The organism is Phenylobacterium sp. (assembly GCF_030646615.1).
Lineage (GTDB): Bacteria > Pseudomonadota > Alphaproteobacteria > Caulobacterales > Caulobacteraceae > Phenylobacterium.
This window is the reverse complement of record NZ_JAUSLG010000092.1, coordinates 1-24,808: the sequence shown is the minus strand read 5'-3', so window position 1 is coordinate 24,808 and position 24,808 is coordinate 1. Positions and strand designations below refer to the sequence as shown.

Here is a 24,808-nt window from a genome sequence, read left to right as displayed (position 1 = left end):
CTCCCCCGGACGGCGGGACGCCCCGCCGAGTCAGCCGAACTTGGCGCGCCCGGAAGGTTCCGTCCAGACCGCGCCGTCGGCGGCCTTGCGCGCCCAGCGGGACAGGGCCTGTCGCAGGGCGTCGGCGGCCAGGGGCTTGACCAGGAAATCGTTCATGCCCGCCGCCATGCAGGCCTCCCGGTCTTCCTGGAAGGCGTTGGCGGTCAGGGCCACCACAGGGGTTTCGATACCGGCCGCCCGCAGGCGGCGGGTGGTCTCTTCGCCCGGAATGTCGGGCAGGCGCATGTCCATCAGCACCAGGTCATAGGCGCCGACCTTCAGGGCGGCCAGGGCCTCATGGCCGGTCATGGCGTGGTCGACGCTGCAGCCCTCCCGGGTCAGCAGGGTGCGGGCGAGCAGCGCATTGACGGGATTGTCCTCCACCAGCAGCACCCGGGCGCCTGGGGTTGCGGCCGGCGCCACCCGGTCGTCCTCCGGACCGTGGGTCTGGTCGGGGGCGGCCTGCAGGGCGGCCAGGACCCGCTCGGCCAGGGAGGCCCGGCGCAGGGGCTTGATCAGATAGCCGCCGAACCCGGACGCGCGATAGCGGGCGATCCGGTCGCGTTCCTCCGGCGCCAGCAGGATGATGGCCGGCCGGTCGAAGGGGCGGCGGACCTTTCGCCCGCCCCGCGCCAGGGCGTGGTCGAGCAGAAGGACATCGTGCGGGCCGGTGAGCGGCAGCAGGGCCTCCACATCGGCGGCGGTGACAGCGGTCGCCCCGCAGGCCTCGATCTGGCGGGCGGCGGCCTGGCGGATGATCGGATTGGGCGAGGCGACCCCCACCTGCAGGCCCGCCAGGGGGGCTGGCCCGCGGGCGCGGGGCGCCTGGGTCGCCAGGGGCGCCTCGAACCAGAAGACCGCGCCGCCGTCGGCGCCGGCCTCCACCCCCACATCTCCCCCCATGGCCAGGGCCAGACGTCGGGCGATGGCCAGGCCGAGGCCCGACCCGGTGAGCTGGTGGCTGGCCTCGGACTGGGCGAAGGCCTCGAAGATCAGGTCCCTGGCGGCGTCGCTCACCCCCGGTCCGGTGTCGGCGACGGTAAAGCGCCAGCGGCCTTCGGCGACCGGCGCGGCGTCCAGCAAGACGCCGCCGTCGGCGGTGAATTTCACGGCGTTGCCGGCGAAGTTCAGCAGAATCTGACGCAGGCGGCTCTCGTCGGCCATCACCACGGCGCCGGCGGCGGGCGAGGCCCAGGCGATCTCCAGGCCCTTTTCGTGGGCCCGCGGGCTGAGCAGTTCGCAGACCGCCCGCAGCAGGGCGTCGATCTCCACGGGGGTCTCGCGCAGCTCGATCTTGCCGGCCCCCAGGCGGGCGAAGTCGAGGAGTTCGTTGACCAGGCCCAGCAGGTGCTCGCCAGAGTCGCGCATGGCGCTGACATAGGCCCGCTGCTCAGCGCTGAGCCGCGTCCCCTCCAGAAGGCGCGCCATCCCCAGGACGCCGCTGAGCGGCGTGCGGAACTCGTGGCTCAGCGCGGCCAGTTGCTCGGTGCTGATCTGCTCGCCGGCAGGATCGACGGCTATGGGGTCGGTGACTGGGCTTGGCATGATCCCCACCCTAGGTCCGGAGCCTTTAACGGCCTGTCAAAGGGCGGGCCTAGCCGTCTTCCGCCTCGTCCCGGCCCATCTCGCGGGCGAGCGCCAGCAGGGCCTGCCGCGCCCGGGGCCGGGGGATGGCGCGATAGGCTTCCAGCAGTTCCATGGCGCCTGGGGTCATGAGGGCTGAAAACGCCTCATCGGGGGGACTGTCGCCACCGGCCTCCTCGCCCACCAGCCAGCTCACCGTGGTCTGCAGGGCGCGGGCCGCGGCCACCAGGGTCGAGCCGGAGATACGATTGGCGCCGCGCTCGTATTTCTGGACCTGCTGGAAGGACACCCCGAGGTGATCGGCGAGACCGGACTGGCTGAGCGCCAGGAAGCGGCGGCGCGCCCGCACCCGGGCGCCGATGGCCCGGTCGGCGGTATCCACGAAATCGACCTCACGCAAACCCATATTCGGCTCCATACTGGCGCTCAACCTCTGAGCGATTGTCTCCTGTCGCTGTACGGACACGAAAGCACGGTGGACGCAGACCAAACCTTGGCGTGTAGTATTTCCGATCTATGGGAATGGACGGCATGACGGGACAGGTGGAACTTTTGACGGGTCGGGAGCGGGAGTGCCTGCGCCTCGTGGACCGGCATTTCAGCTCCAAGCAGATCGCCCGAGAGCTCGGCATGTCCAAGACCTCGGTGGACACCTATTGCGACCGCGCCCGCGCCAAGCTGGGGGTAGGCGACCGCTATCATGCCGCCCGCCTGCTGGCCGACCATGAGCGGGCCTCGCAGATGGGGCGCGATCCTGTCCTGACCGCGTCAGGACAGGACACAGTCAGGACAGACGCCGCGGCCGGCCCATGGTCGGATCTGGCCTCAACCGGAGGCGAGACCCATGAAACACTGGAACGGCCAGTACGGACGACCGGAGGACGAGCAGACCGCAGCGAACCGCGCGGCGGTGAGCCGGGCCATCCATCTGAGACGCGAAATCGAAGCGTTCGAGACAAGGTGGCCGACACCCTCGCCGCGGGGGGCGTCAATGCCGAGCTTCTGCTGGACCCAGCTCGAGCGCCAGCTGACCGATCTGGCGGCCTCGCCGACCCAGGCCGACATGGTCACGCACCTGATCTCAGCCACCCGCAAGCTGGCGGCCTTCAAGCCCCCCGAGATGGTCATGAGGGAAATCCTCTGCATCACCTGGGTGCTGCTGGACGAGAACTTCCACCCTGGCGAAGCGGACGCACAGATGGCCTAGGATCGGCAGCGCGGATCGGCCTGATCCTCGCCATCGCCATCGGTTCGGCCCTCGCCTTCGGGGGCGTCCTGGCGGGGCTTCAGGCCCTCAGCGCTCTGGTCTGAGGCCGCGCCGCCATCCCCGGCGGCGGACCACCTCGACCCTCAAGACCTTCAAGACCCCCATCGAGCCCACATGACCCGCGGCGTCTGCGCGCGGGAAGGAGATCCCCCATGCTCAAGCAACGTCGCCAATACGCCGATCAGGTCGCCGCCAGCCTGTTCGAGGCCGAGACCGCCATTGATCTCGCCCTGGCCAAGACCGCCGCCCTGGCCGGCGTCATGCCGGGCCTGCGCGCCCAGGCCGGCCTCTCGGCCCTGATCGGCCAGGAAGCCGTGGAGTGGACCAGCCGCTCTATCACCGCCCTGGCCGAGGCCCGCCGGGCCGTGATCGAAGCCCACAAGGAGCTCAGCCTCGCCCAGAAGCAGATCGGCCTCGGGGCGGTGATGTATGGCGACGGCGCGCCCAAGCCCGCTGAGCCTGCCCGCGCCCCGAGCCTGCGGGCGGTTGGTGACGTCAACGCCGCCTGATCGGCCGCGCGCCAGACAGCGACAAGAGGCCGGCGCCTTTCCCGAGCCGCCGGCCTCTGCCACCCTGGCGCGACCGCCGTCGCCCGGGGACCTTTGATTGTACTTCGCCGTCCTGCCTCAACAGATCTGGTTCGCGGCCATGGTCCTGGTGTCGGGCGCGGCCCTGTGGCGCGGGGGCGCGCCGGAGAAGCAGGCCGCGGTGGCCAATCTGGCCGCCTGGTTCCTGACCCCCCTGACCTATGACGCCGACGCGCCGGGCCTCCAGTGGGGGGTGCTCGGGGTGGACGCCCTCTTCCTCGGCTATCTGCTGTGGCTGGCCCTGACCACCAACCGGCTGTGGCTGCTGTTCGCCACCGCCTTCCAGCTGCTGGGCATCCTCACCCACCTGGCCATGGCGGCCGACAGCAACGTGCCCGCCCTGCCCTATCGCTGGGGCCTGGTGATCTGGAGCTATCTGGTCCTGGCCGCCCTCGGCGTGGGGACCCTCATCCACCGACGTCACCCGCTCAGGGCCGAAGCCGTCTCCAGCCCTACGCGACGATAGATCAGCGCCTCGGCCAGGTGGACCCGGCGGACGTCGGCGGCGCCTTCCAGGTCGGCGATGGTGCGGGCCAGGCGCAGGGTGCGGGTCCAGCCGCGGGCGGTGAGGCCGGCGGCCTCGGCGGCCTTGGACAACAGGGCCCGGGCCGGGGCGTCGAGATTGGCGATGGCGTCGAGCCGGTCGCCGGAGGCCTGGGCGTTCAGGGGCGCGGCGGTTTCGCCGGCCTCGCCGGCGCGGACCAGCTGCACCTGCCGGGCCTGGGCCACCCGGGCGGCGGCCTCGGGCGTGCCTTGCGCCGGGGGCGGCAGGGCCATGTCGGCGGCAGTGACCGGGGGAACCTCCACCACCAGATCCATGCGGTCCATCATGGGGCCGGAGATCTTGCGCTGATAGTCGCTCTGGCAGCGGGGCGCGCGGCCACAGGCGCCGCGGCCGGGTCCCCCGACCCCGCAGCGGCAGGGATTCATCGCCGCCACCAGCTGGAAGCGGGCGGGATAGCGGACATGGGCGTTGGCGCGGGCCACCACCACCTCGCCGGTCTCCAGCGGCTGACGCAGGCTGTCCAGGGCCTGGGCCGAGAACTCCGGCAGCTCATCGAGGAACAGCACGCCATTGTGCGCCAGGGAGACCTCGCCCGGCTTGGCCTTCAGGCCGCCGCCGGTCAGGGCGGCCATGCTGGCCGAGTGGTGCGGGGTGCGGAACGGGCGCTGGCGGGTCAGCTCGCCCTTGGCGATCAGACCCGCCACCGAATGGATCATCGAGGTCTCAAGGAGCTCGGCCGGGGACAGGGGCGGCAGCAGGCCCGGCAGACGGGCGGCCATCATCGACTTGCCCGATCCGGGCGGCCCCATGAACAGCAGGTTGTGGCCCCCGGCCGCGGCGATCTCCAGGGCGCGCTTGGCGTTCTCCTGCCCCTTCACGTCACGGAGGTCCGGCGCGCGCTCGCCCTCCACCACCGGGCCGGCGCTGGGCGGGGCCAGCATCTGGGTCCCGCGGAAGTGGTTGACCAGGGCGATCAGCGAGGGCGCAGCCAGGATGCGGGTCTCGCCGGACCAGGCGGCCTCGGCCCCGCAGGCCTCCGGACAGATCAGGCCCAGGTCCAAGCCCCCGGCGGCGACGGCGGCGGGCAGGGCGCCCGCCACCTGGACGATACGGCCGTCCAGGGACAGCTCCCCCACCGCGGCCCAGCCGTTCAGGGCGTCGGGCGGGATGATCCCCATGGCCGACATGACCGCCAGCGCGATGGGCAGGTCATAGTGGCTGCCCTCCTTGGGCAGGTCGGCCGGCGCCAGATTGACGATGATGCGGCGGGCGGGAAGGGCAAGGCCCAGGCCGGCGAAGGCGGCGCGGACCCGCTCGCGGCTTTCGGCGACGGCCTTGTCGCCCAGGCCCACCACCACGAAGGCCACCGCCCCGCCGGTAAGCTGGACCTCGACATCCACCCGCCGGGCCTCAACCCCCTCGAAGGCGACTGTGACAACCCCCGCCACGGCGCATCTCCCGTCCCCATCCCCTGCGCCAAAGGGCGTCGTCAGGGGCGAATTTATCCACAGAGCGCCGCAGGGTGCGGCTCAAACAAGGAACGAAGATAGAACCTAAGGAGAATGAAGCGCAATCCCTAAACTCAAGGTTACGCTTTCGCGGCTATACTATGCCTGCGCGCGGATCTCCTCCACCCGCGCCCACATCCGTTCGGTGGCGTCGACGCCGGTGAACTTCTGCAGCTGGCGGGCGCCGGTGGGCGAGGTCACATTGATCTCGGTAAGATAATCGCCGATCACATCGATGCCGACGAACAGCAGGCCGCGGGCCTTCAGCTCCGGGCCGATGATGTCGCACAGCTCGCGATCCCGGGCGGTCAGCTCGACCGCCTCGGCGCGGCCGCCGACCCGCAGGTTCGAGCGGATCTGGCCAGCGCCGGGCACCCGGTTGATCGCCCCCACCGGCTCGCCGTCCACCAGCAGGATGCGCTTGTCGCCCTTGGAGACGGCGGGGATGAACTTCTGGGCGATGACCTGCTCGCGGCCGATCAGGGCGTGCAGTTCGAGCAGGGCGTCGAGGTTGGGATCGTCGGCCAGCAGGCGGGCCACGCCGGAGCCGCCGCCGCCATAGAGCGGCTTGAGCACGATGTCGCCGTGCTGGGCGCGGAAGTCGTAGATGGCCTCGATGTCCGAGGTGATCAGGGTCGGCGGCTGGACGCCGGGGAAGCTGGTGACGAACAGCTTTTCCGGGGCGTTGCGGACCTCGGTGGGATTGTTGACCACCAGGGTCTTCGGGTGGATGGCGTCGAGGATGTGGGTGGCGGTGATATAGGCCATGTCGAAGGGCGGGTCCTGGCGCAGCAGGACCACGTCCATCTCGGCCAGGTCCCGACGCTCCCATTCCCCGAACGTCGCGTGGTCGCCCTGCACGTCCTGGACCTTGACCGAACGCCCCCGGGCCATGGCCTTGCCGCTGTCCAGCGACAGACGGTCGGGCGTGTAGACCCAGAGGCTGTGCCCCCTCGCCTGGGCCGTGAGCATCATCAGGAAGGTCGTGTCCCCCGCGATGTTGATCGATTCGAGCGGGTCCATCTGGACGGCGACCTTCAAGGCCATGGCGAGCTCCGGTTCAAGAATTCTGGCCTTGGGCGACCTGACCACGGACATAGGCGGGCCAGGCGGCGAACGCCAGACGCCGATGCGCGATCAACCGGCCTCAGTTGATCTTCAGGCGCACGCGCTCCCGCTGGGTCCGCGCCGCCAGGGCCGCCCCGTGATCCAGTTCGCTGGCCCGGGCGAGCGCCTCCATCGCGCCGGCCAGGGCGCCCTGGCCCTCCCGCGCCGTCGCCACATCCAGCCAGGGGCGATGATCCTTGGGGTCCAGAAGCGCCCGCCGCAGGGCCGAGCGTTCGGCGCGGGGGAAGTCCCCGGCGGCGGCGGCGGCGGCGAAGATGTTGTTCTGCAGCCGGATCAGGACCTGCCGGTCGTCCGCCGGCGCCATCAGCAGGTCCAGTCGGTCGGCGACATTGGGGGTCAGTCCCGCATGCAGGGCCCGGCGGGTCAGTTCGGAGGGCAGGACCACGCGCCCCTCGCTGAAGGGGTCCAGGGCCAGGGGTCCCTCGCGGGTCTCGATCCGCAGCAGGAAGTGTCCGGGGAAATCGACGCCCTTGACGTTCAGCCCCCCCTGCTTGGCCACATGCAGATAGAAGATGCCCAGGGCCACGGGCATACCCTTGCGCCGCTGCGCCAGGGCGATGACGTCGGTATTGTCCGGATGCTCATAGGTGAACAGGTCGCCGGACAGGCGAAGGTCGCCGGACATGGCCTCGGCCAGGGCCTCTTCCGGGCTCTCCCAGCGCAGGCGCGCCTTGAGGCGCTGGACGCCGGCCTGCGCCAGATCGCGGACGGCCTGGGGGTCGCGGGTGGGGTCCTCGTGCAGGGCGCAGGCTATGGCCGCCTCCAGCAGGGGGAAGGCGTTCTCGTCCTCCGTGGCCCCGGCCTGGAGCAGAACCGCCTCGGCCTCGGCCCGCGTCATCGTCGGAGGTCCATCAGGCGCCGTTCCAGGCGTCGGGCCGGTGGCGCGGCAGGCGGCCCGGCGCCAGCGCGATCAGGTCCAGCCGGACGGCCAGGTCCTTGAGCCGTGGTCGCGCGCCGGCCGCCGCCTGTCCAGCCCGGCGCAGGCGGTCGCGCTGCTCCGGCGTAACGGCGGCCAGGGCCGCCTCCAGGGTCGTTCGGCTCTTGACCTCGACCACCGCCAGGACGCGCCCCTTCTGGGCCAGCAGGTCGATCTCGCCCAAACGGGTGCGCAGGCGAAAGCCCAGGATGCGATAGCCCCTGGCCATCAGCCACAGGGCGGCCCAGGCCTCGGCCCTGCGCCCTGAACGTCGGGCCAGGGCGCCGCGGACCTGCCGCGCGGCCGTGCGGGTCGACGGCGCCGGCCTCGTCACTCCGCCTGCTCCGACTTCAGTTCCAGGGCGCGGCGATAGAGGTCCCGGCGCGACAGGCCCAGGGCCCGGGCGACCTCCCCGGCCGCTTCCGCCGGCTTCAGCCGCGAGAGGGCTTCGGTGAGCGCCCGGTCGGCGTCATCGGCGGTGGCCTCTTCCTCCCGGCCAGGGCCCACGAGGATCACGATCTCGCCCTTGGGCGCGGCCAGCGAGGGATCGGCGGCCAGCACGTCCAGGGGACCGCGCACCACCGTCTCATAGAGCTTGGTCAGTTCGCGGCACACCACCGCCTCCCGCGGGCCGAACACCTGGGCCATGTCGGCCAGGCTGTCCCCCAGGCGCGAGGCGCCTTCGAAAAAGACCAGGGTCGCGCGGATGCCCGCCACCTCCTGCAGGAAGGCCCGGCGTCCGGCGCTTTTCGGCGGCGGAAAGCCGGCGAACAGCACCCGATCCGAGGGCAGGCCCGCCACCGACAGCCCCGCCAGCAGGGCCGAGGCGCCGGGAATCGGATGGATGGGAAAGCCGGCTGCGGCGACCTCTCGCACCAGCCGGTAGCCAGGATCGGAGATCAGCGGGGTGCCGGCGTCGGACACCAGGGCCACCCGCCCCCCCTGTTCGAGCACCGCCAGGGCCTTGGGCCGCGCCCGTTCGGCGGCGTGCTCGTCATGTCGCTCCATGCGACCGGAAATCTTGAAAGCGGCCAGCAGCTTGCCCGTCACCCGGGTGTCCTCGGCCAGGATCAGGTCGGCGGCCGACAGCACATCCAGGGCGCGCAGGGTGATGTCGCGAAGGTTCCCGATCGGCGTGGCGACGATGTAGAGCCCCGGCGACAGGGGTTGGTCGGACAGGGGCGGCAGGGCGACAGGGTAAGCCATGGGGGGCAGGGTTCGCCGGTCGGGAGGAGCAAGGCAAGCGTGGCCATCAGACCAGCAGCCGCCGCGTCACGTGGTCAAGCACAAGTCGTCCCGCTGGGGTGACCGACAACTTAAAGTTGTCAGCCCGCAACAGCCCGTCCGCCACAAGGCTTTTGACCCGGATATGGTCCGGCGAGAGGCCCAGGGCGACCAGCTCAGAATAGGCGACTCCGGCTTCGATCCGCAGACCGCTCAACACCCGCTCCTCGGCCGCCGCCTCCGGCGAGAGCGTCTCGAATTCTGGAAATCCACGACCTGATTCGGCCACGTGTCGGATATAGGCGCCCGGTCGCGTCTGGCCCTCGGTGGCATGGCGGCGGCCCGCGACCGTGATGCGCCCATGCGCGCCCGGGCCGACCCCGACATAGTCCCAGCCCCGCCAGTAGACGAGATTGTGCCGCGACCGCGCCGCCGCCCCCCGGGCGTGGTTGGAGACCTCATAGGCCTCGAAGCCGGCGGCGGTGAGCACCGACTGGGTGGTCTCAAACAGCACGGCGGCCGCCTCATCGTCCGGCGGGATGAGCTGGCCGCGGCGCACCGCCCGGTCGAAGGCGGTGCCGGCCTCGATGGTCAGCTGATAGGGCGACACATGTTCGACGCCGTAGCCGAGGGCGTCTTCCAGCTCGGCCGCCCAGGCCTGCGGCGTCTGGCCGGGGCGGGCATAGATCAGATCGAGGGACACCCGGCCAAACGTCTGCGAGGCCACCTCCAGGGCCCGGCGGGCCGTCGCCGCATCATGATCACGGCCGAGGAACTGCAGCGCGCTGTCGTCCAGGGCCTGGACGCCGAGGGACAGGCGGTCGACGCCGGCCAGGGCCAGGGCCGAAAAGCGCTGGGTTTCGGCGTCCGTAGGATTGGCCTCCAGGCTGACCTCCAGGTCCGCCGCCGGCGTCCACAGGCGTCGGGCGGTCTCCAGGATCAGGGCCACGGCGTCCGGATCCATCAGCGACGGCGTCCCGCCGCCGAAGAAGACCGAAACCAGGGTGCGCGGCCCCGTCAGCGCCGCCTGGGCGGTCAGGTCCTGGACGATGGCCTCGACCAGGGCGGCCTGTTCAGGCGCACGCCCGCGATCGCGATAGACGTTAAAGTCGCAATAGGGGCAGATCCGCGCGCAATAGGGCCAGTGGACATAGACCCCCAGGGGCGGTGACCCTGGCTTGGTCAAAGCAGGGCGGCCTTGAGCTTCTCGAAGGCCCGCGCCCGGTGGCTCATGGCGTCCTTGGCCGCGGGCTCCATCTCGCCAAAGGTCAGGGCGCCGCCGTCTGGCGTAAAGATCGGGTCATAGCCGAACCCCCGCCGGCCCCGCCCGGGGAAGGTGAGCTGGCCGTCCACCCGCCCCTCGACCACCAGGGCCGGCCCTTCGTGGGGCCAGGCCACGGCCAGGGCGCAGGTGAACCAGGCGGCGCAATCCTCCAGGCCGGTGGCCTGCAGGCGTTCCTCGACCTTGGCCATGGCCAGGCCGAAGTCCTTGTCCGGACCCGCCCAGCGGGCGGAATAGACGCCGGGCGCGCCGTCCAGGGCGGCGACGCTCAGGCCGGAATCATCGGCCAGCGCGATCAGGCCCGAGGCCTGGGCGGCGGCCCGGGCCTTCAACAGGGCGTTGCCGACAAAGGTGGTCTCGGTCTCCTCGGGCTCGGGCAGGCCCAGTTCGCCGGCGGTGACCAGATCGAAGCGGTTTTCCAGGATCGCCGCCAGCTCCCGCGCCTTGCCGGGATTGTGGGTGGCGACCACCAGCCGGGCGCCGGGTTCGAGCTTCAGGGCCATGGCCGTCCTTTCGAATGAGGCCGCGGAGCATAGGCGCCCGCCTGCGCGCCGGCAAACCCCGGCGACGGCCGCCTCAAGGCTCACCTCCAGATGAACGATCCGTCACATCGTTACGCCGATTTAATATCGTTTTTCGATAATGTCCTTGATCGAAAAACGGCATGCCCATATCGAATACCGACATGGAGCCAAGGCGCTCCGCCGCACTTTCCCGCCGCAAGGCGACCTACAGAACCTGGCAGAAACCTGGAGATTCCCCATGAACACCTTCCGCGCCTCCAACGCCTTCGACCGTCTCGCCCTGGCCTGCGCCCTCTGCCTCGCCGCCCTGCCGATCCTGACCGTGGTGGCCGGCGCCTCAATCCTCTAGTCTGACGCCATCGGGCCAATCCAAGGGGGCGTAGCCATGCGGGCGCTGGGGCCAGGCTCGGTTTCGAGCTTTCTGAAAATCATCCTCGACGTGGTCTTCGTGGGCCTGTGGATCGGGGTCAGCGTCGCCGGCGTCCTGATGCTGGCGGCCCTGCTCTTTTCGTTCAATCCCGACCTGCTGGCCGACATCTCGGTCACCGCCGGGGGGCCAGGAGGTGGTCAACCGCGGCCCGGTGGTGGCTGTGGGCCTGCTGGCGGCGGGGCTCTATATGGGCGGGGTGCTGGTGATCGTCGCCCAGCTGCGGCGCATCTTCGCCACCCTCACCGCCGGCGATCCATTCCACCCGGACAATGTCCGGCGGCTGCGGGTGGTGGGCCTGATCCTCGCGGGCCTGGAGTTGGGCCGCTACGCCTTCTGGGCGCTGTCGAGCTGGATCCTGCCGGCTTCGGAGGCCGTCGAGCCAACGCTGAGCCTGACGGCCTGGTTCTCGGTGCTGGTGGTCTTCGTCCTGGCCGAGGTGTTTCGCGAAGGCGCCCGCCTGCGCCGCGAAGCCGAACTGACCATCTGAGGAGCCGACCGTGCCGATCCGAGTGCTTCTCGACCGCGTGCTGCTGGAGCGACGCATGTCGCTCACCGAACTGGCCGACCGGGTGGGGGTGACCATCGCCAACCTGTCGATCCTCAAGACCGGCAAGGCCCGGGCGGTGCGTTTCTCCACCCTGGCGGCCCTTTGCCGGGAGCTGGATTGCCAGCCTGGCGACATCCTGCACTACGAGCCCGGCCCCGCCGATACGGGGTTCGAGGACGATGAAGAGACCTGAGCCCCGGCTCGTGTTGCATTGCCACAACACATTCCCGTGACATTGCGTCACGGCTGTCAGAAATTTGCGATCCGCCGTTGCCGGGCTAGGGCTCTGGCCCTATATGCGATGCAACATTGTTGCACTGCACACTGAAAGGGGCAGAACATGTTCGCTAAGATTCAACGCCTGATCGCCCGCTTCATGGCTCCGCTGGCCCACGAGCTGGCCCGCATCCCGGCCACCGCCCAGCGGAACCTGCTGATCGGCTTCTAAGCCTGAGCGCGCTCCAGCGCCCACGGACGACCCGAGACAGAAGAACGGCCGGATGCGCACCCCGCATCCGGCCGTTCTGCATTTCGGGGGGCTGAGGCGCATAGCTCCCTACCCCCGTCATGGTCGGGCTTGACCCGACCATCCATGAACACCGAGCCGGACGCCGTGCGCATGGCCCCTCGGATCAAGTCCGAGGGTGACGGGGGTAGGGTCGCGAGGACGGGAGTCCCCGCCGACCTGCCCCTCAGCGGGCGACGGCGGCCAGCTGCATCTCGAACAGTTCGCCCATGCCCTTGCGGGCCAGGCCGAACAGGGCGTCGAACTCCCCCTGGGTGAAGCCGCGCTTCTCGCCGGTGGCCTGGATCTCGACGATGTCGCCGGCCCCGGTCAGTACGAAGTTGGCGTCGGCCTCGGCGTCGGAATCCTCTTCATAGTCCAGGTCGAGCACTGGCAGGTCCTGGTGGACGCCGCAGCTGACGGCCGCCACCTGGTCGAGGATGGGGTCGGCGGTGATCACGCCCTCGTCCATCAGATAGCGGGTGGCCAGGCGCAGGGCGACCCAGGCGCCGGTGATGGAGGCGGTGCGGGTGCCCCCATCGGCCTGGATCACATCGCAGTCGATGGAGATCTGCCGCTCGCCCAGCGCCTTCATGTCGGTGATGGCCCGCAGGGAGCGGCCGATCAGGCGCTGGATTTCCTGGGTGCGGCCCGACTGCTTGCCCTGGGCGGCCTCGCGGCGGCCCCGGGTGTGGGTGGCCCGCGGCAGCATGCCGTACTCGGCCGTCACCCAGCCCTGGCCGCGGCCGCGCAGGAAGGGGGGCACGCCCTCCTCCAGGCTGGCGGTGACCAGCACCTTGGTGTGGCCGAAGCTGACCAGGCAGGAGCCCTCGGCATAGCGGTTCACCCCGGTCTCCAGGGTGACGGCGCGCAGCATGTCGGGGGCGCGTTGCGAAGGACGCATGGCGAGAACCTTTCCTGAGGTCGTATCGGACGTGGTATCGAGGCCGCACAGGCGCGGCGCGACTTGCACGGACGTGGCGCGCGCTTATCCTAAAAACCAACCGGCCCGTCCATGGGCCGCCCGCAACTCGCTCACATCACACAAGGCCCTGGCCGCCGATCGTGAACACACCACTGCTCTCCCGCGGGCCTTCGCTCGCCGAACTGGACGAGCGGGCGCGCGACATCTTCCGCCGCATCGTCGAGAGCTATCTGGAGACCGGTGAACCGGTGGGCTCGCGCACCCTGTCCCGGGGCGGCGTCTCCCTGTCGCCCGCCTCCATCCGCAACACCATGCAGGACCTGACACAGCTCGGCCTGTTGGGTGCGCCGCACATCAGCGCCGGGCGGTTGCCGACCCATGCGGGCCTGCGCCTGTTCGTCGACGGCCTGCTCGAGGTCGGCGATGTGGGGGAGGATGAGCGGCGGCTGATCGAGACGCGCCTGCGGGTGCAGGGCCGCAGCTTCGAGGAGGCCCTGAACGAGGCCTCGTCCCTGCTGTCGGGCCTGGCCGGCGGGGCCGGCGTGGTGGTGACGCCGGTGCGCGACGCCGAGGTCAAGCATGTGGAGTTCGTGGCGCTGGGCGGCGACCAGGCCCTGGCGGTCATGGTCTTCGAGGACGGGGTGGTGGAGAACCGCCTGATGGCGCTCGGCGCCGGGGTGACGCCCTCCTCCCTGCAGGAGGCCTCCAACTTCCTCAACACCAAGCTGCGCGGCAAGACCCTGGACGACGCCCGCAGCGAGGTCAGCCTGGACCTGGACCGCTCCCGCCGGGAGCTGGACGCCAAGACCGCCCGGCTGGTCGAAGACGGCCTGGCCGCCTGGGGCGGGGGCGAGGGCTCCGACCGCGCCCTGATCGTGCGGGGCCGGGCCAATCTGCTGGGCGACCGCGAGGCGCTTGAGGATCTGGAGCGGGTCCGGATGCTGTTCGATGATCTGGAGCAGAAGGAACAGCTGATCGGCCTGCTGGACGGGGTGCGCGAGGCCCAGGGCGTGCGCATTTTCATCGGCGCCGAAACACGACTCTTCTCGCTTTCGGGTTCCTCCGTCATCGCCGCACCCTATATGACGGGCCGACAGAAGGTTCTGGGCGCGATCGGGGTGATCGGCCCGACCCGCCTGAACTACGCCCGGATCATTCCGTTGGTGGACTACACCGCCAAGGTTCTGGGCCAGGTGATGAACGCGTAAGGAAAGAAGCATGTCCGACGATCACACGCCGGCCGAAACTGAAGCCGTCGCCGACGCCGCCATCGAGATGATGGAGGCCCTGAAGACCGAGAACGCCGCCCTCAAGGAGCAGGTGCTCCGCTTCGCCGCCGAGGCCGAGAACACCAAGCGCCGGGCCGAGCGCGAGGCCAACGATGCGCGGGCCTACGCCATCCAGAAGTTCGCCCGCGATCTGCTGAGCGCCGCCGACAGCCTGTCGCGCGCCACCGCCGCGGCGCCGGCCGATCTTGACGATCCTGCGGTGAAGAACTTCGTGCTCGGGGTCGAGATGACCGAGAAGGCCCTGCAGACCGCCTTCGAAGGCAATGGCCTGAAAAAGATCGACCCGCCCCGCGGCGAGAAGTTCGACCCCCACAAGCACCAGGCGATGATGGAGCAGTCCGCCGAGGACATCGGCGCCGGCGGCGTCCTGCAGGTGCTGCAGACCGGCTATGAGCTGTTTGGCCGCATCGTGCGCCCGGCCATGGTGGTGGTGGCGGCCAAGGGCTCCGGCCCCGAGGCTGGCGCCCCGCAGGGTGATGGCGCCGGCGGCAATCCCTATGCGGCGAGCGACAGCGGCGAGGCTGGCGGTTCCGTCGACACCAAGGCCTGACCGGATAAGCTCCTGGTCCAAGCGCCAGGGGCTTTCGCCTGCCCAGCAAATGAGTAAAGTCCCAAGTCCCTTCCATCGGGGGGCGCCGGGGAATCGCCCTTCCGGCGCATGGAGGTTCGGACCGCAACATGAAGCTTACCATCGAACGGGCGGCGCTCCTGAAGGCGCTGGGTCACGTGCAGAGCGCCGTCGAGCGCCGCAACACTATCCCGATCCTGTCCAATGTGCTGCTCTCGGCCGAGGGCGAGCGGCTGAGCTTCTCGGCCACGGACCTGGACCTGGAGATCATCGACGAGGCCCTGGCCCAGGTCGATCAGCCCGGTCAGATCACCGCGCCGGCCCACACCCTCTATGAGATCGTCCGCAAGCTGCCCGAGGGGGCCGACGTCTCCCTGAGCTTCACCGGCGAGGATCCCCGCCTGACGGTCCAGGCCGGACGCTCGCGCTTCAACCTGCCGGTGCTGCCGGCCGGCGACTTCCCGGTCATGTCGGCCGAAGGCCTGTCGGCCCGTATCGGCGTCGATGTGAACGAGCTGATCCGCCTGATCGACAAGACCCGCTTCGCCATCTCCACCGAGGAGACCCGCTACTATCTCAACGGCCTCTATCTGCACGTGGTCAATGACGGCGGCATCCAGAAGCTGCGCGCCGTGGCCACCGACGGCCACCGACTGGCCCTGGCCGAAATGCCCGCCCCGGAAGGCTCGGTGGGCGCGCCGGGCGTGATCGTGCCGCGCAAGACCATTGGCGAGGCCCGTCGCCTGCTGGACGACGCCGGCGAGCAGATCGACCTGCAGCTCTCGCCCCAGAAGGTGCGGTTCGAGCTGGGCGCCACGGCGCTGACCTCCAAGGTCATCGACGGCTCCTTCCCCGACTATGGGCGGGTGATCCCCAAGGACAACGACCGCATCCTGCGGGTGGACAACAAGCTGTTCGCCAAGGCCGTCGACCGGGTGGCCACCATCTCGGCCGAAAAGAGCCGCTCGGTGCGCATGGCCATCGAGCCCGGCCGCATCATCCTGACCGTCCGCAACATGGAGGCCGGCCAGGCGGTGGAGGAGATCGAGGCCGACTATTCCGGCGAATCCTTCGAGCTGTCCTTCAACGCCCGCTACATCCTGGACGTCACCGACCAGATCACCGCGCCGGAGGCCGAGTTCCGCTTCGGCGGCCCCAACGATCCAGCCCTGGTGCTCGATCCGAGCGACGGCGACGTCCAGTATGTGCTGATGCCCCTGCGGGTCTAGAGCTCTAGGCTTCGGCCTCGGCCCGAAGACGCCGGGCCGCCTCGACCATGGCGGCCACGGCGGGCTTCACCTCGGCCCAGCCGCGGGTCTTCAGGCCACAGTCGGGATTGACCCACAGCTGCTCGGCCGACAGGCGCTGGCCAGCCAGGCGCAGCAGATCGGCCATCTCCCCTGCCGACGGCACGCGGGGCGAGTGGATATCATAGAGGCCAGGCCCGATCTGGGCCGGGTAGCGGTAATCCGCAAAAGCCTCCAGCAGCTCCATCTGTGAGCGCGCCGTCTCGATGGAGATGACGTCGGCGTCCATCTGGCCGATGGCGTCGATGATCTCGTTGAACTCTGAATAGCACATGTGGGTGTGGACCTGGGTCGCAGGGCCCGCCACCGCGGCGCTGAGGCGGAAGCAGGCCACCGTCCAGTCCAGATGCGCAGCCTGCGCCGCCCGGCGAAGCGGCAGGCCCTCGCGCAGGGCCGCCTCGTCGATCTGGATGATCGCCGCGCCGGCCGCCTCCAGGTCGGCCACCTCGTCGCGGATGGCCAGCGCGATCTGGCGGCAGGTCTCCTGGCGCGGAATGTCGTCGCGGACGAAGGACCACTGCAGGATGGTCACCGGCCCGGTCAGCATCCCCTTCATCGGCCGCGTGGTCAGGGACTGGGCGTAGCGCCACCAGTCGACGGTCATCGGACGGGGCCTGGCCACATCCCCATAGATGATCGGCGGGCGTACGCAGCGTGAGCCATAGGACTGCACCCACGCATGTTCGGTAAAGGCGAAGCCCGACAGCTGCTCGCCGAAATACTGCACCATGTCGTTGCGCTCGAACTCCCCATGCACCAGCACGTCGAGGCCGACGCTCTCCTGCCAGCGGATCGCCATGCGGGTCTCATCCTCCAGGAAGGCCTGGTAGGCGCCGGGCTCCAGGCGTCCCTTGGCCTCATCGGCCCGGGCCTTGCGCACCGCCTGGGTCTGGGGGAAGGAGCCGATGGTGGTGGTAGGATAGGGCGGCAGCTTCAGGGCCTTGGCCTGCAGGGCCAGGCGCTCGGCCACCGGCGCGGCCCGGTCGGCCATCTGTGGCGTCACCGCCGCCATCCGCGCCTGGACCGCCCCATCGCGCACCCTGGGCGAGGTCCGGCGGGCGGCCTGGGCGGCGTCCGACGCGGCCAGGGCGTCGGCGACCACCGCCCGGCCCTCGTTCAGGGCGCGGGCGAGGAGGGCCAGCTCCTCCAGCTTCTGCACGCCAAAGGCCAGCCAGCTGGCCACCTCGGGATCGAGCCTGGTCTCGGCGCCCAGGTCGATGGGGGCGTGCAGCAGGGCGCAGGACGGCGCCAGCAGGATCGGCCGGCCGCTGGCCACGACCGGCTCCAGCTGGTCCAGCAGGGCGGAGAGGTCGGCGCGCCAGACGTTGCGCCCGTCCACCACCCCCAGCGACAGGACGAGATCGGGACGGGCCTTGGCCAACGCCTGATCCAGATCGCCCGGCCCCCGCACCAGGTCGAGATGCAGCCCCGCCACGGGCAGGGACAGGGCCAGGTCGAGATTGTCGTCCAGGGCGGCGAAGTAGGGGGTGAGCATCAGCTTCAGCCCCGGGGCGGCCTCATCCAGCGCCGCATAGGCGCGGGCGAAGGCGGCCCGGTCGATCTCGTCGAGGTCCAGCGCCAGGGCCGGCTCGTCCATCTGCACCCAGTCGGCGCCGGCCGCCGCCAGCCGCCGCAGGATCTCCCCATAGACCGGCGTCACGGCGTCCAGCAGGTCGCGGGGGTCCGAGCCGTCCCGGGCCTTGGCCAGCTTCAGCCAGGTCACCGGGCCGATCAGCACCGGCCGGGTGTGATGGCCCTGGACGCGGGCCTCGAGGAAGTCATCCACCGGCTTGGTGGAGGCCAGGGCGAAGGTCTGGCCGGCGGCCACCTCGGGGGCGAGATAGTGATAATTGGTGTCGAACCACTTGGTCATCTCGCAGGCCACAGCGTCCTGGCCGCAGCAGCCGGTCTCCTGCTCGCCCGACCTCGCCCCCCGGGCCATGGCGAAATAAAGCTCCAGCCCCTGGGCGCCGGCGAAGCGCGGCGGGACGGCGCCGACCATCAGGGTGGCGTCGAGCACCTGGTCGTAGAGGGAGAAGTCGTTGCTGGGCAGGATATCGACCCCCAGTTCAGCCTGCCGGGCCCAGCCTTCGCGGCGGAGGTCGGCGGCGGTCTGCAAAAGGCCGGCCGGGTCCAGGCGGCCGGACCAGAAGCGTTCGAGGGCGGTCTTGAGCTGGCGGCGGGGACCGATGCGGGGAAAGCCGAGATTGGCGACCAGGACGGGTTGAGCAGCAGGCATGGGATCTCCTTCGCCGGCGCAGCGCGCGCAGGCGGGATTTTGAAGTTTGGGATCTGGAGGGAGGTCTGGACGCGGCGGGCCGACGGCTTAAGGACGCCGACGGCCCCATCGCATTCGACGTGGGGTCGGGATCAGCTTCGGCTCTGGCGAAGGCGCCACGGCGGCCTCCCGTTCAGGTCAAGGACAGGACGGAGGCTTTTGCGGCAGGTGCGGACGAGCGCAGGATCGCCGCAAGACGAGAGTCCGGGCGTGCGCACGATGCGACCCGCCGGGACCCCCCGCCCGAGGACGTTATCTGACGCGGCAGGTCTCCTGGCTCACGGGTCGAAGCGGCTGTCTGGCCTTCCCGACGGGGTTTCCGTCAGTGACACGATCGACAGCCGCTCGCCGCTTACAGTTGCGGGGACAGCTCCGGAGTCGGGGCATGGCAAGACCCTCACCGGATTCCCTCTTAGCTCCGGGCCCGAAGACCCGCAGAACCGCGACCCTGTCACCTAAGCCGAGAACGGAACCCGTGTCAAGGGTCGCATAAAGATATCCTTATGTGATTATGCGCCGTGACCGACCGGAGACTTCGCTCCGGATGCGGAAACCGGCTATGAGCCTTGCGTGATCTCCGCCGCCCTCACCCGCCTGACCCTGACCGACTTCCGTTCGTACATCCGCGCCGAGCTGGAGATGGATGGGCGCCCGGTCGTGCTGGCCGGACCCAACGGGGCGGGCAAGACCAACCTGTTGGAGGCGGTCTCCCTGCTCACCGCAGGCCGCGGCCTGCGCGGCGCGCCCATGGCCGAGATCGGCCGACGCCTGCCCGGCGAACCCCGCGGACGCGCCTGGGCGGTGGCCGCCGAAATCCGGCTGGGCGAGGAGACCCTGAGGGTCGGCACCGGAACGGACGTCGCCGGCGCGGCCCGACGCACCGTGCGGCTGGAGGGCGAGACCGTGACCCCCGGACGGCTGTCGGACCTGCAGCGCCAGGTCTGGCTGACCCCGGCCCAGGATCGCCTGTTCCTGGAGGGCGCCGCCGAACGCCGCCGGTTCTTCGACCGCCTGGTCTATGCCGCCCGGCCAGGACACGCCGCCCAGGCCAGCAGCTATGAGAAGGCGCAGCGCGAGCGCATGCGCCTGCTGACCGACGGCCCCAACGATCCCGCCTGGCTCGCCGCCCTGGAGGCCCGGATGGGCCTGGCCGGCGCGCAGATGGCCAGCGCCCGGGCCGCCACGCTGGCCGACCTGCAGGCCGAGATCGACAGCCGCGGCGCGCGCCCCTTCCCCCAGGCGCGGCTGAGCCTCACCGGCGAGTGGGAGCAGATGGCGAGGGACGGGGTCGAGACCGGCGAGATCGAGGCGCGCCTGGTCGCCGCCCTGGCTGCGGCGCGGGACCGGGACGCCGGCGCCGGCCGCGCCCTGACCGGCCCGCACCGGGGGGATCTGGCGGTCATCCACCTGGAGAAGGACCGCCCGGCGGCCGAATGCTCGACCGGTGAGCAGAAGGCCCTGATCCTGAACCTGGTCCTGGCCCAGGCGGCGAGACTTTCGCGTGCAGAATCAGCCCCAAACCCTATATTGTTATTGGATGAAGTCGCAGCACACCTGGACCGCCGACGGCGGGGGGCCCTGTTCGACGAAATCGAGGCGCTCGGCCTGCAGGCCTTCCTGACCGGAACCGACGAGCACCTGTTCGAAGACCTTCGTGGCCGAGCCCAGGGCGTCCGGGTGGACGCTTCGGGCCTGGCCCAACTGGACGCGTAAGAAGAACCTCATGAGCGACGAGACCCAAGGCGCCGGCGACGCGCCGCAGAGCAACGGCCAGGCCGAATATGGCGCCGAATCCATCAAGGTGCTGAAGGGCCTCGACGCCGTGCGCAAACGGCCGGGCATGTATATCGGCGACACCGACGACGGGTCTGGCCTGCACCACATGGTCTATGAGGTGGTGGACAACGCCATCGACGAAACCCTGGCCGGCTATGCCAGCCGGGTCGAGGTGATCCTCAATGGCGACGGCTCGGTCACCGTCACCGACGACGGCCGCGGCATTCCGGTGGACATGCACGAGGGCGAAGGCGTCTCGGCCGCCGAGGTCATCATGACCCAGCTGCACGCCGGCGGGAAATTCGACCAGAACAGCTACAAGGTCTCCGGCGGCCTGCACGGGGTCGGGGTCTCGGTGGTCAACGCCCTGTCGGACTGGCTGAAGCTCAAGATCTATCGCGGCGGCAAGGCCTATGAAATCGAGTTCCGCCGCGGCGACACCGTCTCGCCCCTGGTGGAGACCGGCGAGGCGCCCATGCGCGAGAACGGCCTGCCGCTCTCGGGCACGGAGCTGACCTTCTATCCCTCGACCACCACCTTCGCCTTCATCGACTTCGACCGGAAGACGCTCGAGCACCGCCTGCGGGAGCTGGCCTTCCTGAACTCCGGCGTCACCATCTGGCTGAAGGACTTCCGCGGGGCCGAGCCCTTCGAGGAGATGATGTCCTATGAGGGCGGCATCGAGGCCTTTGTCCGCCACCTGGACAAGGCCAAGACGCCCCTGCTCGGCGACCCGATCGTCATCCGCGGCCGGCGCGAGAACGTCGAGATCGACCTGTCGCTGTGGTGGAACGACGGCTTCCACGAGAACGTGCTCTGCTTCACCAACAACATCCCGCAGAAGGACGGCGGCACCCACCTGGCGGCCTTCCGTTCGGCCATGACCCGGCTGATCACCTCCTATGCGGAAAGCTCCGGCGCGACGAAGCGGGAGAAGGTCTCCCTGTCGGGCGAAGACGCCCGCGAAGGCCTGACCTGCGTCCTGTCGGTCAAGGTGCCTGATCCCAAGTTCTCGTCCCAGACCAAGGACAAGCTGGTGTCGTCCGAGGTGCGCCCCGCCGTCGAGGGTCTGGTGTCCGAGGGCCTGTCCACCTGGTTCGAGGAACATCCGAACGAGGCCAAGATCATCATCCAGAAGATCGCCGAGGCCGCCGCCGCCCGCGAGGCGGCCCGCAAGGCCCGCGATCTGACAAGGCGCAAGTCGGCGCTGGACATCACCTCCCTGCCCGGCAAGCTCGCCGACTGTTCGGAGAAGGACCCGGCCAAGTCCGAAATATTCCTGGTGGAGGGGGACTCCGCCGGCGGCTCGGCCAAGCAGGCCCGCAACCGGGACAATCAGGCCGTCCTGCCCCTGCGCGGCAAGATCCTGAACGTCGAGCGCGCCCGCTTCGACAAGATGCTGTCCTCAGACCAGATCGGCACCCTGATCACGGCGCTGGGCGCCGGCATCGGCCGCGACGACTTCAACATCGACAAGATCCGCTACCACAAGATCGTCATCATGACCGACGCCGACGTGGACGGCGCCCATATCCGCACCCTCTTGCTGACCTTCTTCTACCGGCAGATGCCGCAGGTGATCGAGCGGGGCTATCTCTATATCGCCCGGCCGCCGCTCTATAAGGCGACCAAGGGCAAGTCGATCCGCTATCTGCAGGACGACCCCGAGCTTGAGGCCTTCCTGGTCAATGAGGGCGTCGATGGCGCCACCCTGACCCTCGCATCCGGCGAACAGCTGGCCGGCTCCGACCTGCACGCCCTGATCCAGACCGCCCGGGGCGCCAAGGCCAATGTGGACCGCCTGTCCTCCCGGGCGCCGGCCTTCGCCATCGAGCAGGCGGCCCTGGCCGGCCTGTTGGGCGAGAACGGCGACCTCGAACTGGCGGCCAAGCGCCTGAACCTCTACGCCGAGGAGGGCGACGGCCCCTGGAGCGGCGAGATCGCGGCCACCGGCGGCTATGTCTTCAGCCGGGTCCGCCGCGGCGTGTCCGAACGCGTGGTGCTGGACGACCTGCTGCTGCACGCCGCCGACGCCCTGCGCCTGGCCGAACGGGCCGCGGCCATGGCCGAGACCTTCGCAGACCCGGCCAGCTTCGCCCGCCGGGACAAGGTGACCCAGGTCCGTGGCCCCCTGGACCTGTTCAACGCCGTCATGGAGGCCGGTCGCCGCGGCCTGGCCATCCAGCGCTATAAGGGCCTGGGCGAGATGAACCCCGACCAGCTGTGGGAGACCACCCTGGACGCGGAGGCCCGCACCCTGCTGCAGGTCAAGGTGTCCCATGCCGACGACGCCGACGGCATGTTCACCCGCCTGATGGGCGATCTGGTGGAGCCCCGCCGCGAATTCATCCAGGAGAACGCCCTGGACGCCGAGGTGGACGTCTAGCGCCCCCAGGCCCTGGACAGGCCGCGGCAACTCCTGAACTCTTCGGCTCCTGAGGAAACGAGAGCCGGACACCGGCAGGGAGTTGGGCCATGGCCTTCACCGAATATGCCGAGCATGACGGCCTGGGGCTCGCCGCCCTGGTCGCCAAGGGCGAGGTCAGCCCGGCTGAACTGGTCGAGGCCGCCATCGAGCGGATCGAGCGGCACAACGGCGTGCTGAACGCCGTCGTCCACAAGGCCTATGACGAGGCCCGCGCCACCGCCGACGGCGACCTGCCCGACGGGCCGTTCAAGGGCGTGCCCTTCCTGATCAAGGACCTGGGCGCCCAGGTGCAGGGCTGGCCCCGCACGTCCGGCAGCCGGTTCGCCCAGGTGGCCGCCGATGACGCCGACAGCGAACTGGTGGCCCGCTATCGCGCCGCCGGCGTCGTCCTGCTGGGCAAGTCCAACACCCCGGAATTCGGCATTCCCGGCGTCACCAATTCCGACCAGCTGGGCGCCTGCCGCAATCCCTGGAACCCCGACCACATCTCCGGCGGCTCGTCCGGCGGGGCGGCCTCGGCGACAGCGGCCGGCATGGTCCCCCTGGCCCACGCCAGCGACGGCCTGGGCTCGATCCGCATTCCCGCCGCCTGCTGCGGCCTGGTGGGGATGAAGATCACCCGGGACCGGACGCCGATCTGCGAGGTGGTGGACGGCGCCCTGGGCTTCTCGGTCCACCATGTGGTCAGCCGCACCGTGCGGGACTCCGCCGCCATGCTGGACGCCACCGGCTACGCCCAGGTCGGCGATCCCTTCCAGGCGCCGGCCAAGGACGGGCCCTATCTGGCCGAGGTGGAGAAGAGCCCCGGCCGCCTGCGCATCGCCTGGTCGGCCGAGACCCCCAGCGGCCGGCCGATCCCCGATGAGATGCTGGGCCACCTGCTGCGCACCGTCGAGCTGTTGAAAGGCCTGGGCCACGAGGTGTTCGAGCAGGGCCTCGGCATCGATTACCGGCTGCTCTACCGCGCCCAGGGTCTGGCCAGCGCCTCGAACTTCTCGGCCAATGTGGCCCGCTGGGTGGAGAAGCTGGGCCGCGAACCGGAGCCGGACGAACTGGGCCCCCTGGCCCGGCGCGGCTATGAGGCCGGCCAGCGCCTGAACGGCCAGCAGGCCTTCTGGGGCTTCCAGCAGCTGCGGGTGATGAACCGCCAGATCCTCTCGGCCTTCGAGGACTTCGATGTCTATCTGACCCCGGTGATGAGCACCCCGGCCCCCCGGATCGACTGGCTCAACCCGAACATGGACGACACCCGCGAGTTCGACAAACGTCAGGCGGCCACCTACGGGACCACCCCGCCGGCCAACTTCACGGGCCAGCCATCGGTGTCCCTGCCGCTCTGGCAGTCGCAGGACGGCCTGCCGGTGGGGATGATGTTCACCGGCCGCTTCGCCGACGAGGCGACCCTCTATCGGCTGGCCGGCCAGCTGGAGAAGGAACAGCCCTGGAAGGACCGCCGCCCGCCGATCTGGAACTGAACCCCGGCCAGGTGGTCAGTAGACGATCCCGAGCCTGGCCATCACCAGGGCCAGGCTGGCGAAGACCACGGCGGCGGCCAGTTCGTACCACTTGAAGCGAGGTCCGCTCGGCGAACGCATTCTCATAATCTCCCCCCCGGGATTTGAGATGGATGGGTGAGCCCTGCGGCTCAGTAGTAAGGCGCAGGCGCGCTCTTGCCGGGCCAGGTGAGATAGCCGCCGGCGTCACGGCCGGCGGCCTGGACCCGGGGCGCGCCGCAGCAGGGGCCGGCCGGCACGCCCTGGACGTAGCCGCTGGACTGCTGGGAATAGCTGCGCTGTTCGCTATAGGCGTCGTACTGCTCCACCCGGCCGCTCACATGGGGCGGCGGCGGGGGCGGCGGCGCATAGGCGTAGCGCTGCTCTTCTTGGCGACGCGCCTGATACTGCTCCTGACGATGTTCGCGATACTGTTCCTGGTATTGGCCCTGGTGCTGCTCGCGATACGGCTGCTGATATCGGCCCTGGTGCTGGTCCTGATAGCCGCCGGCATACTGCTCCTGGCGGCGCTCATAGCCCCCGCGGGTGGCGATGTCGGGACCCTGGTAGCGGCGATAGCCCTCGCCCTGCGACGGCGCAGGACCGCGTTGGGCATAGTCCCGCGGCGCGGGCGCAGGCCTGCGCGGCGCCGGCTTGGCCCGGGCCTGCCGGGTCGGCGCCGGGTGCGAGCGGGCGGC

General features: G+C 70.1%; 22 protein-coding genes, 2 pseudogenes and 1 riboswitch. Of the genes and pseudogenes, 12 read left to right on the top strand and 12 right to left on the bottom strand.

The genetic code is table 11. The features are described from left to right. Positions 1–30: 30 nt before the first annotated feature. Positions 31–1,584, bottom strand: a complete 1,554-nt coding sequence (locus Q7S93_RS16345; protein WP_304715141.1) for a response regulator — start codon at positions 1,582–1,584, stop codon at positions 31–33. A gap of 49 nt (positions 1,585–1,633) precedes the next feature. Continuing rightward, entirely contained in the window at positions 1,634–2,029 is a 396-nt protein-coding gene (locus tag Q7S93_RS16340; RefSeq protein WP_304715140.1) for a helix-turn-helix domain-containing protein, read from the bottom strand. A gap of 110 nt (positions 2,030–2,139) precedes the next feature. Between Q7S93_RS16340 and Q7S93_RS19090 the strand changes: the two are divergent. The 4 genes and pseudogenes from Q7S93_RS19090 to Q7S93_RS19085 all read left to right on the top strand — a co-directional run. After that, a pseudogene (locus Q7S93_RS19090) lies at positions 2,140–2,325 on the top strand (response regulator transcription factor); the annotation flags it as partial. A gap of 142 nt (positions 2,326–2,467) precedes the next feature. Next, positions 2,468–2,830, top strand: a complete 363-nt coding sequence (locus Q7S93_RS16335) for a hypothetical protein (protein ID WP_304715139.1) — start codon at positions 2,468–2,470, stop codon at positions 2,828–2,830. Between the two features lie 212 nt (positions 2,831–3,042). Beyond that, positions 3,043–3,399 (top strand): hypothetical protein, encoded by a 357-nt coding sequence (locus Q7S93_RS16330; RefSeq protein WP_304715137.1) that lies wholly within the window; start codon positions 3,043–3,045, stop codon positions 3,397–3,399. 97 nt (positions 3,400–3,496) lie between these two features. Then, positions 3,497–3,943, top strand: a complete 447-nt coding sequence (locus Q7S93_RS19085) for a hypothetical protein (RefSeq protein WP_370652190.1) — start codon at positions 3,497–3,499, stop codon at positions 3,941–3,943. Here Q7S93_RS19085 and Q7S93_RS16325 read toward each other — a convergent pair. From Q7S93_RS16325 to rdgB, 7 genes are all read right to left on the bottom strand, one after another. Beyond that, the gene (locus Q7S93_RS16325) at positions 3,898–5,430 is read right to left on the bottom strand and encodes a YifB family Mg chelatase-like AAA ATPase (RefSeq protein ID WP_370652189.1); all 1,533 of its coding nucleotides are present in this window, start codon (positions 5,428–5,430) and stop codon (positions 3,898–3,900) included. The genes Q7S93_RS19085 and Q7S93_RS16325 overlap by 46 nt on opposite strands. Positions 5,431–5,589: 159 nt before the next feature. Continuing rightward, positions 5,590–6,537: a glutathione synthase gene (gshB, locus tag Q7S93_RS16320; protein WP_304715135.1), complete on the bottom strand. Its 948-nt coding sequence runs from the start codon at positions 6,535–6,537 to the stop codon at positions 5,590–5,592. A gap of 100 nt (positions 6,538–6,637) precedes the next feature. Then, positions 6,638–7,456 (bottom strand): SirB1 family protein, encoded by an 819-nt coding sequence (locus tag Q7S93_RS16315; protein WP_304715134.1) that lies wholly within the window; start codon positions 7,454–7,456, stop codon positions 6,638–6,640. A 13-nt stretch (positions 7,457–7,469) separates the two neighbouring features. After that, positions 7,470–7,868, bottom strand: a complete 399-nt coding sequence (locus tag Q7S93_RS16310) for a YraN family protein (protein WP_304715130.1) — start codon at positions 7,866–7,868, stop codon at positions 7,470–7,472. Beyond that, on the bottom strand, positions 7,865–8,740 hold the full coding sequence (gene rsmI, locus Q7S93_RS16305; protein WP_304715127.1) for a 16S rRNA (cytidine(1402)-2'-O)-methyltransferase: 876 nt from the start codon (positions 8,738–8,740) through the stop codon (positions 7,865–7,867). Before rsmI ends, Q7S93_RS16310 begins: the two co-directional genes overlap by 4 nt. 46 nt (positions 8,741–8,786) lie before the next feature. Then, positions 8,787–9,944 (bottom strand): radical SAM family heme chaperone HemW, encoded by a 1,158-nt coding sequence (gene hemW, locus Q7S93_RS16300; RefSeq protein WP_304715124.1) that lies wholly within the window; start codon positions 9,942–9,944, stop codon positions 8,787–8,789. Then, positions 9,941–10,543, bottom strand: coding sequence for an RdgB/HAM1 family non-canonical purine NTP pyrophosphatase (rdgB, locus tag Q7S93_RS16295; RefSeq protein ID WP_304715123.1), 603 nt, complete (start codon positions 10,541–10,543; stop codon positions 9,941–9,943). The genes hemW and rdgB overlap by 4 nt, the downstream gene beginning before the upstream one ends. A gap of 406 nt (positions 10,544–10,949) precedes the next feature. Here rdgB and Q7S93_RS16290 point away from each other — a divergent pair. Beyond that, positions 10,950–11,481: pseudogene (locus tag Q7S93_RS16290) on the top strand (DUF2975 domain-containing protein). 10 nt (positions 11,482–11,491) lie between these two features. Continuing rightward, on the top strand, positions 11,492–11,734 hold the full coding sequence (locus tag Q7S93_RS16285; RefSeq protein WP_304715117.1) for a helix-turn-helix domain-containing protein: 243 nt from the start codon (positions 11,492–11,494) through the stop codon (positions 11,732–11,734). Between the two features lie 499 nt (positions 11,735–12,233). Here the strand turns inward: Q7S93_RS16285 and rph are convergent, their stop codons facing one another. Then, positions 12,234–12,950 carry a ribonuclease PH gene (gene rph / locus Q7S93_RS16280; protein WP_304715115.1) on the bottom strand — a complete coding sequence of 239 codons (717 nt, stop codon included), beginning with the start codon at positions 12,948–12,950 and terminating at the stop codon, positions 12,234–12,236. A gap of 158 nt (positions 12,951–13,108) precedes the next feature. On the opposite strand from rph, the gene hrcA reads away from it, so the two are divergent. The 3 genes from hrcA (at position 13,109) to dnaN (ending at position 16,057) form a co-directional block, all read left to right on the top strand. Beyond that, positions 13,109–14,179, top strand: coding sequence for a heat-inducible transcriptional repressor HrcA (gene hrcA, locus Q7S93_RS16275; protein ID WP_304715209.1), 1,071 nt, complete (start codon positions 13,109–13,111; stop codon positions 14,177–14,179). A 10-nt stretch (positions 14,180–14,189) separates the two neighbouring features. Beyond that, on the top strand, positions 14,190–14,810 hold the full coding sequence (grpE, locus tag Q7S93_RS16270) for a nucleotide exchange factor GrpE (protein WP_304715113.1): 621 nt from the start codon (positions 14,190–14,192) through the stop codon (positions 14,808–14,810). A gap of 128 nt (positions 14,811–14,938) precedes the next feature. Continuing rightward, positions 14,939–16,057 carry a DNA polymerase III subunit beta gene (gene dnaN, locus Q7S93_RS16265; RefSeq protein WP_300574756.1) on the top strand — a complete coding sequence of 373 codons (1,119 nt, stop codon included), beginning with the start codon at positions 14,939–14,941 and terminating at the stop codon, positions 16,055–16,057. Positions 16,058–16,061: 4 nt separating this feature from the next. Here the strand turns inward: dnaN and metE are convergent, their stop codons facing one another. After that, positions 16,062–18,374: a 5-methyltetrahydropteroyltriglutamate--homocysteine S-methyltransferase gene (metE, locus tag Q7S93_RS16260; RefSeq protein WP_304715104.1), complete on the bottom strand. Its 2,313-nt coding sequence runs from the start codon at positions 18,372–18,374 to the stop codon at positions 16,062–16,064. Positions 18,375–18,659: 285 nt separating this feature from the next. Next, a riboswitch (cobalamin riboswitch) is annotated at positions 18,660–18,873 on the bottom strand. Positions 18,874–18,983: 110 nt separating this feature from the next. On the opposite strand from metE, the gene recF reads away from it, so the two are divergent. The 3 genes from recF (at position 18,984) to Q7S93_RS16245 (ending at position 24,092) form a co-directional block, all read left to right on the top strand. Beyond that, entirely contained in the window at positions 18,984–20,126 is a 1,143-nt protein-coding gene (gene recF, locus Q7S93_RS16255; RefSeq protein WP_304715103.1) for a DNA replication/repair protein RecF, read from the top strand. A gap of 10 nt (positions 20,127–20,136) precedes the next feature. Next, positions 20,137–22,575 carry a DNA topoisomerase (ATP-hydrolyzing) subunit B gene (gene gyrB, locus Q7S93_RS16250; RefSeq protein ID WP_304715101.1) on the top strand — a complete coding sequence of 813 codons (2,439 nt, stop codon included), beginning with the start codon at positions 20,137–20,139 and terminating at the stop codon, positions 22,573–22,575. Between the two features lie 89 nt (positions 22,576–22,664). Further along, positions 22,665–24,092, top strand: a complete 1,428-nt coding sequence (locus Q7S93_RS16245) for an amidase (RefSeq protein WP_304715099.1) — start codon at positions 22,665–22,667, stop codon at positions 24,090–24,092. Between the two features lie 170 nt (positions 24,093–24,262). Here Q7S93_RS16245 and Q7S93_RS16240 read toward each other — a convergent pair. Beyond that, positions 24,263–24,808 (bottom strand): hypothetical protein (locus Q7S93_RS16240; RefSeq protein WP_304715098.1); only part of this gene is annotated, 546 nt, incomplete at its 5' end.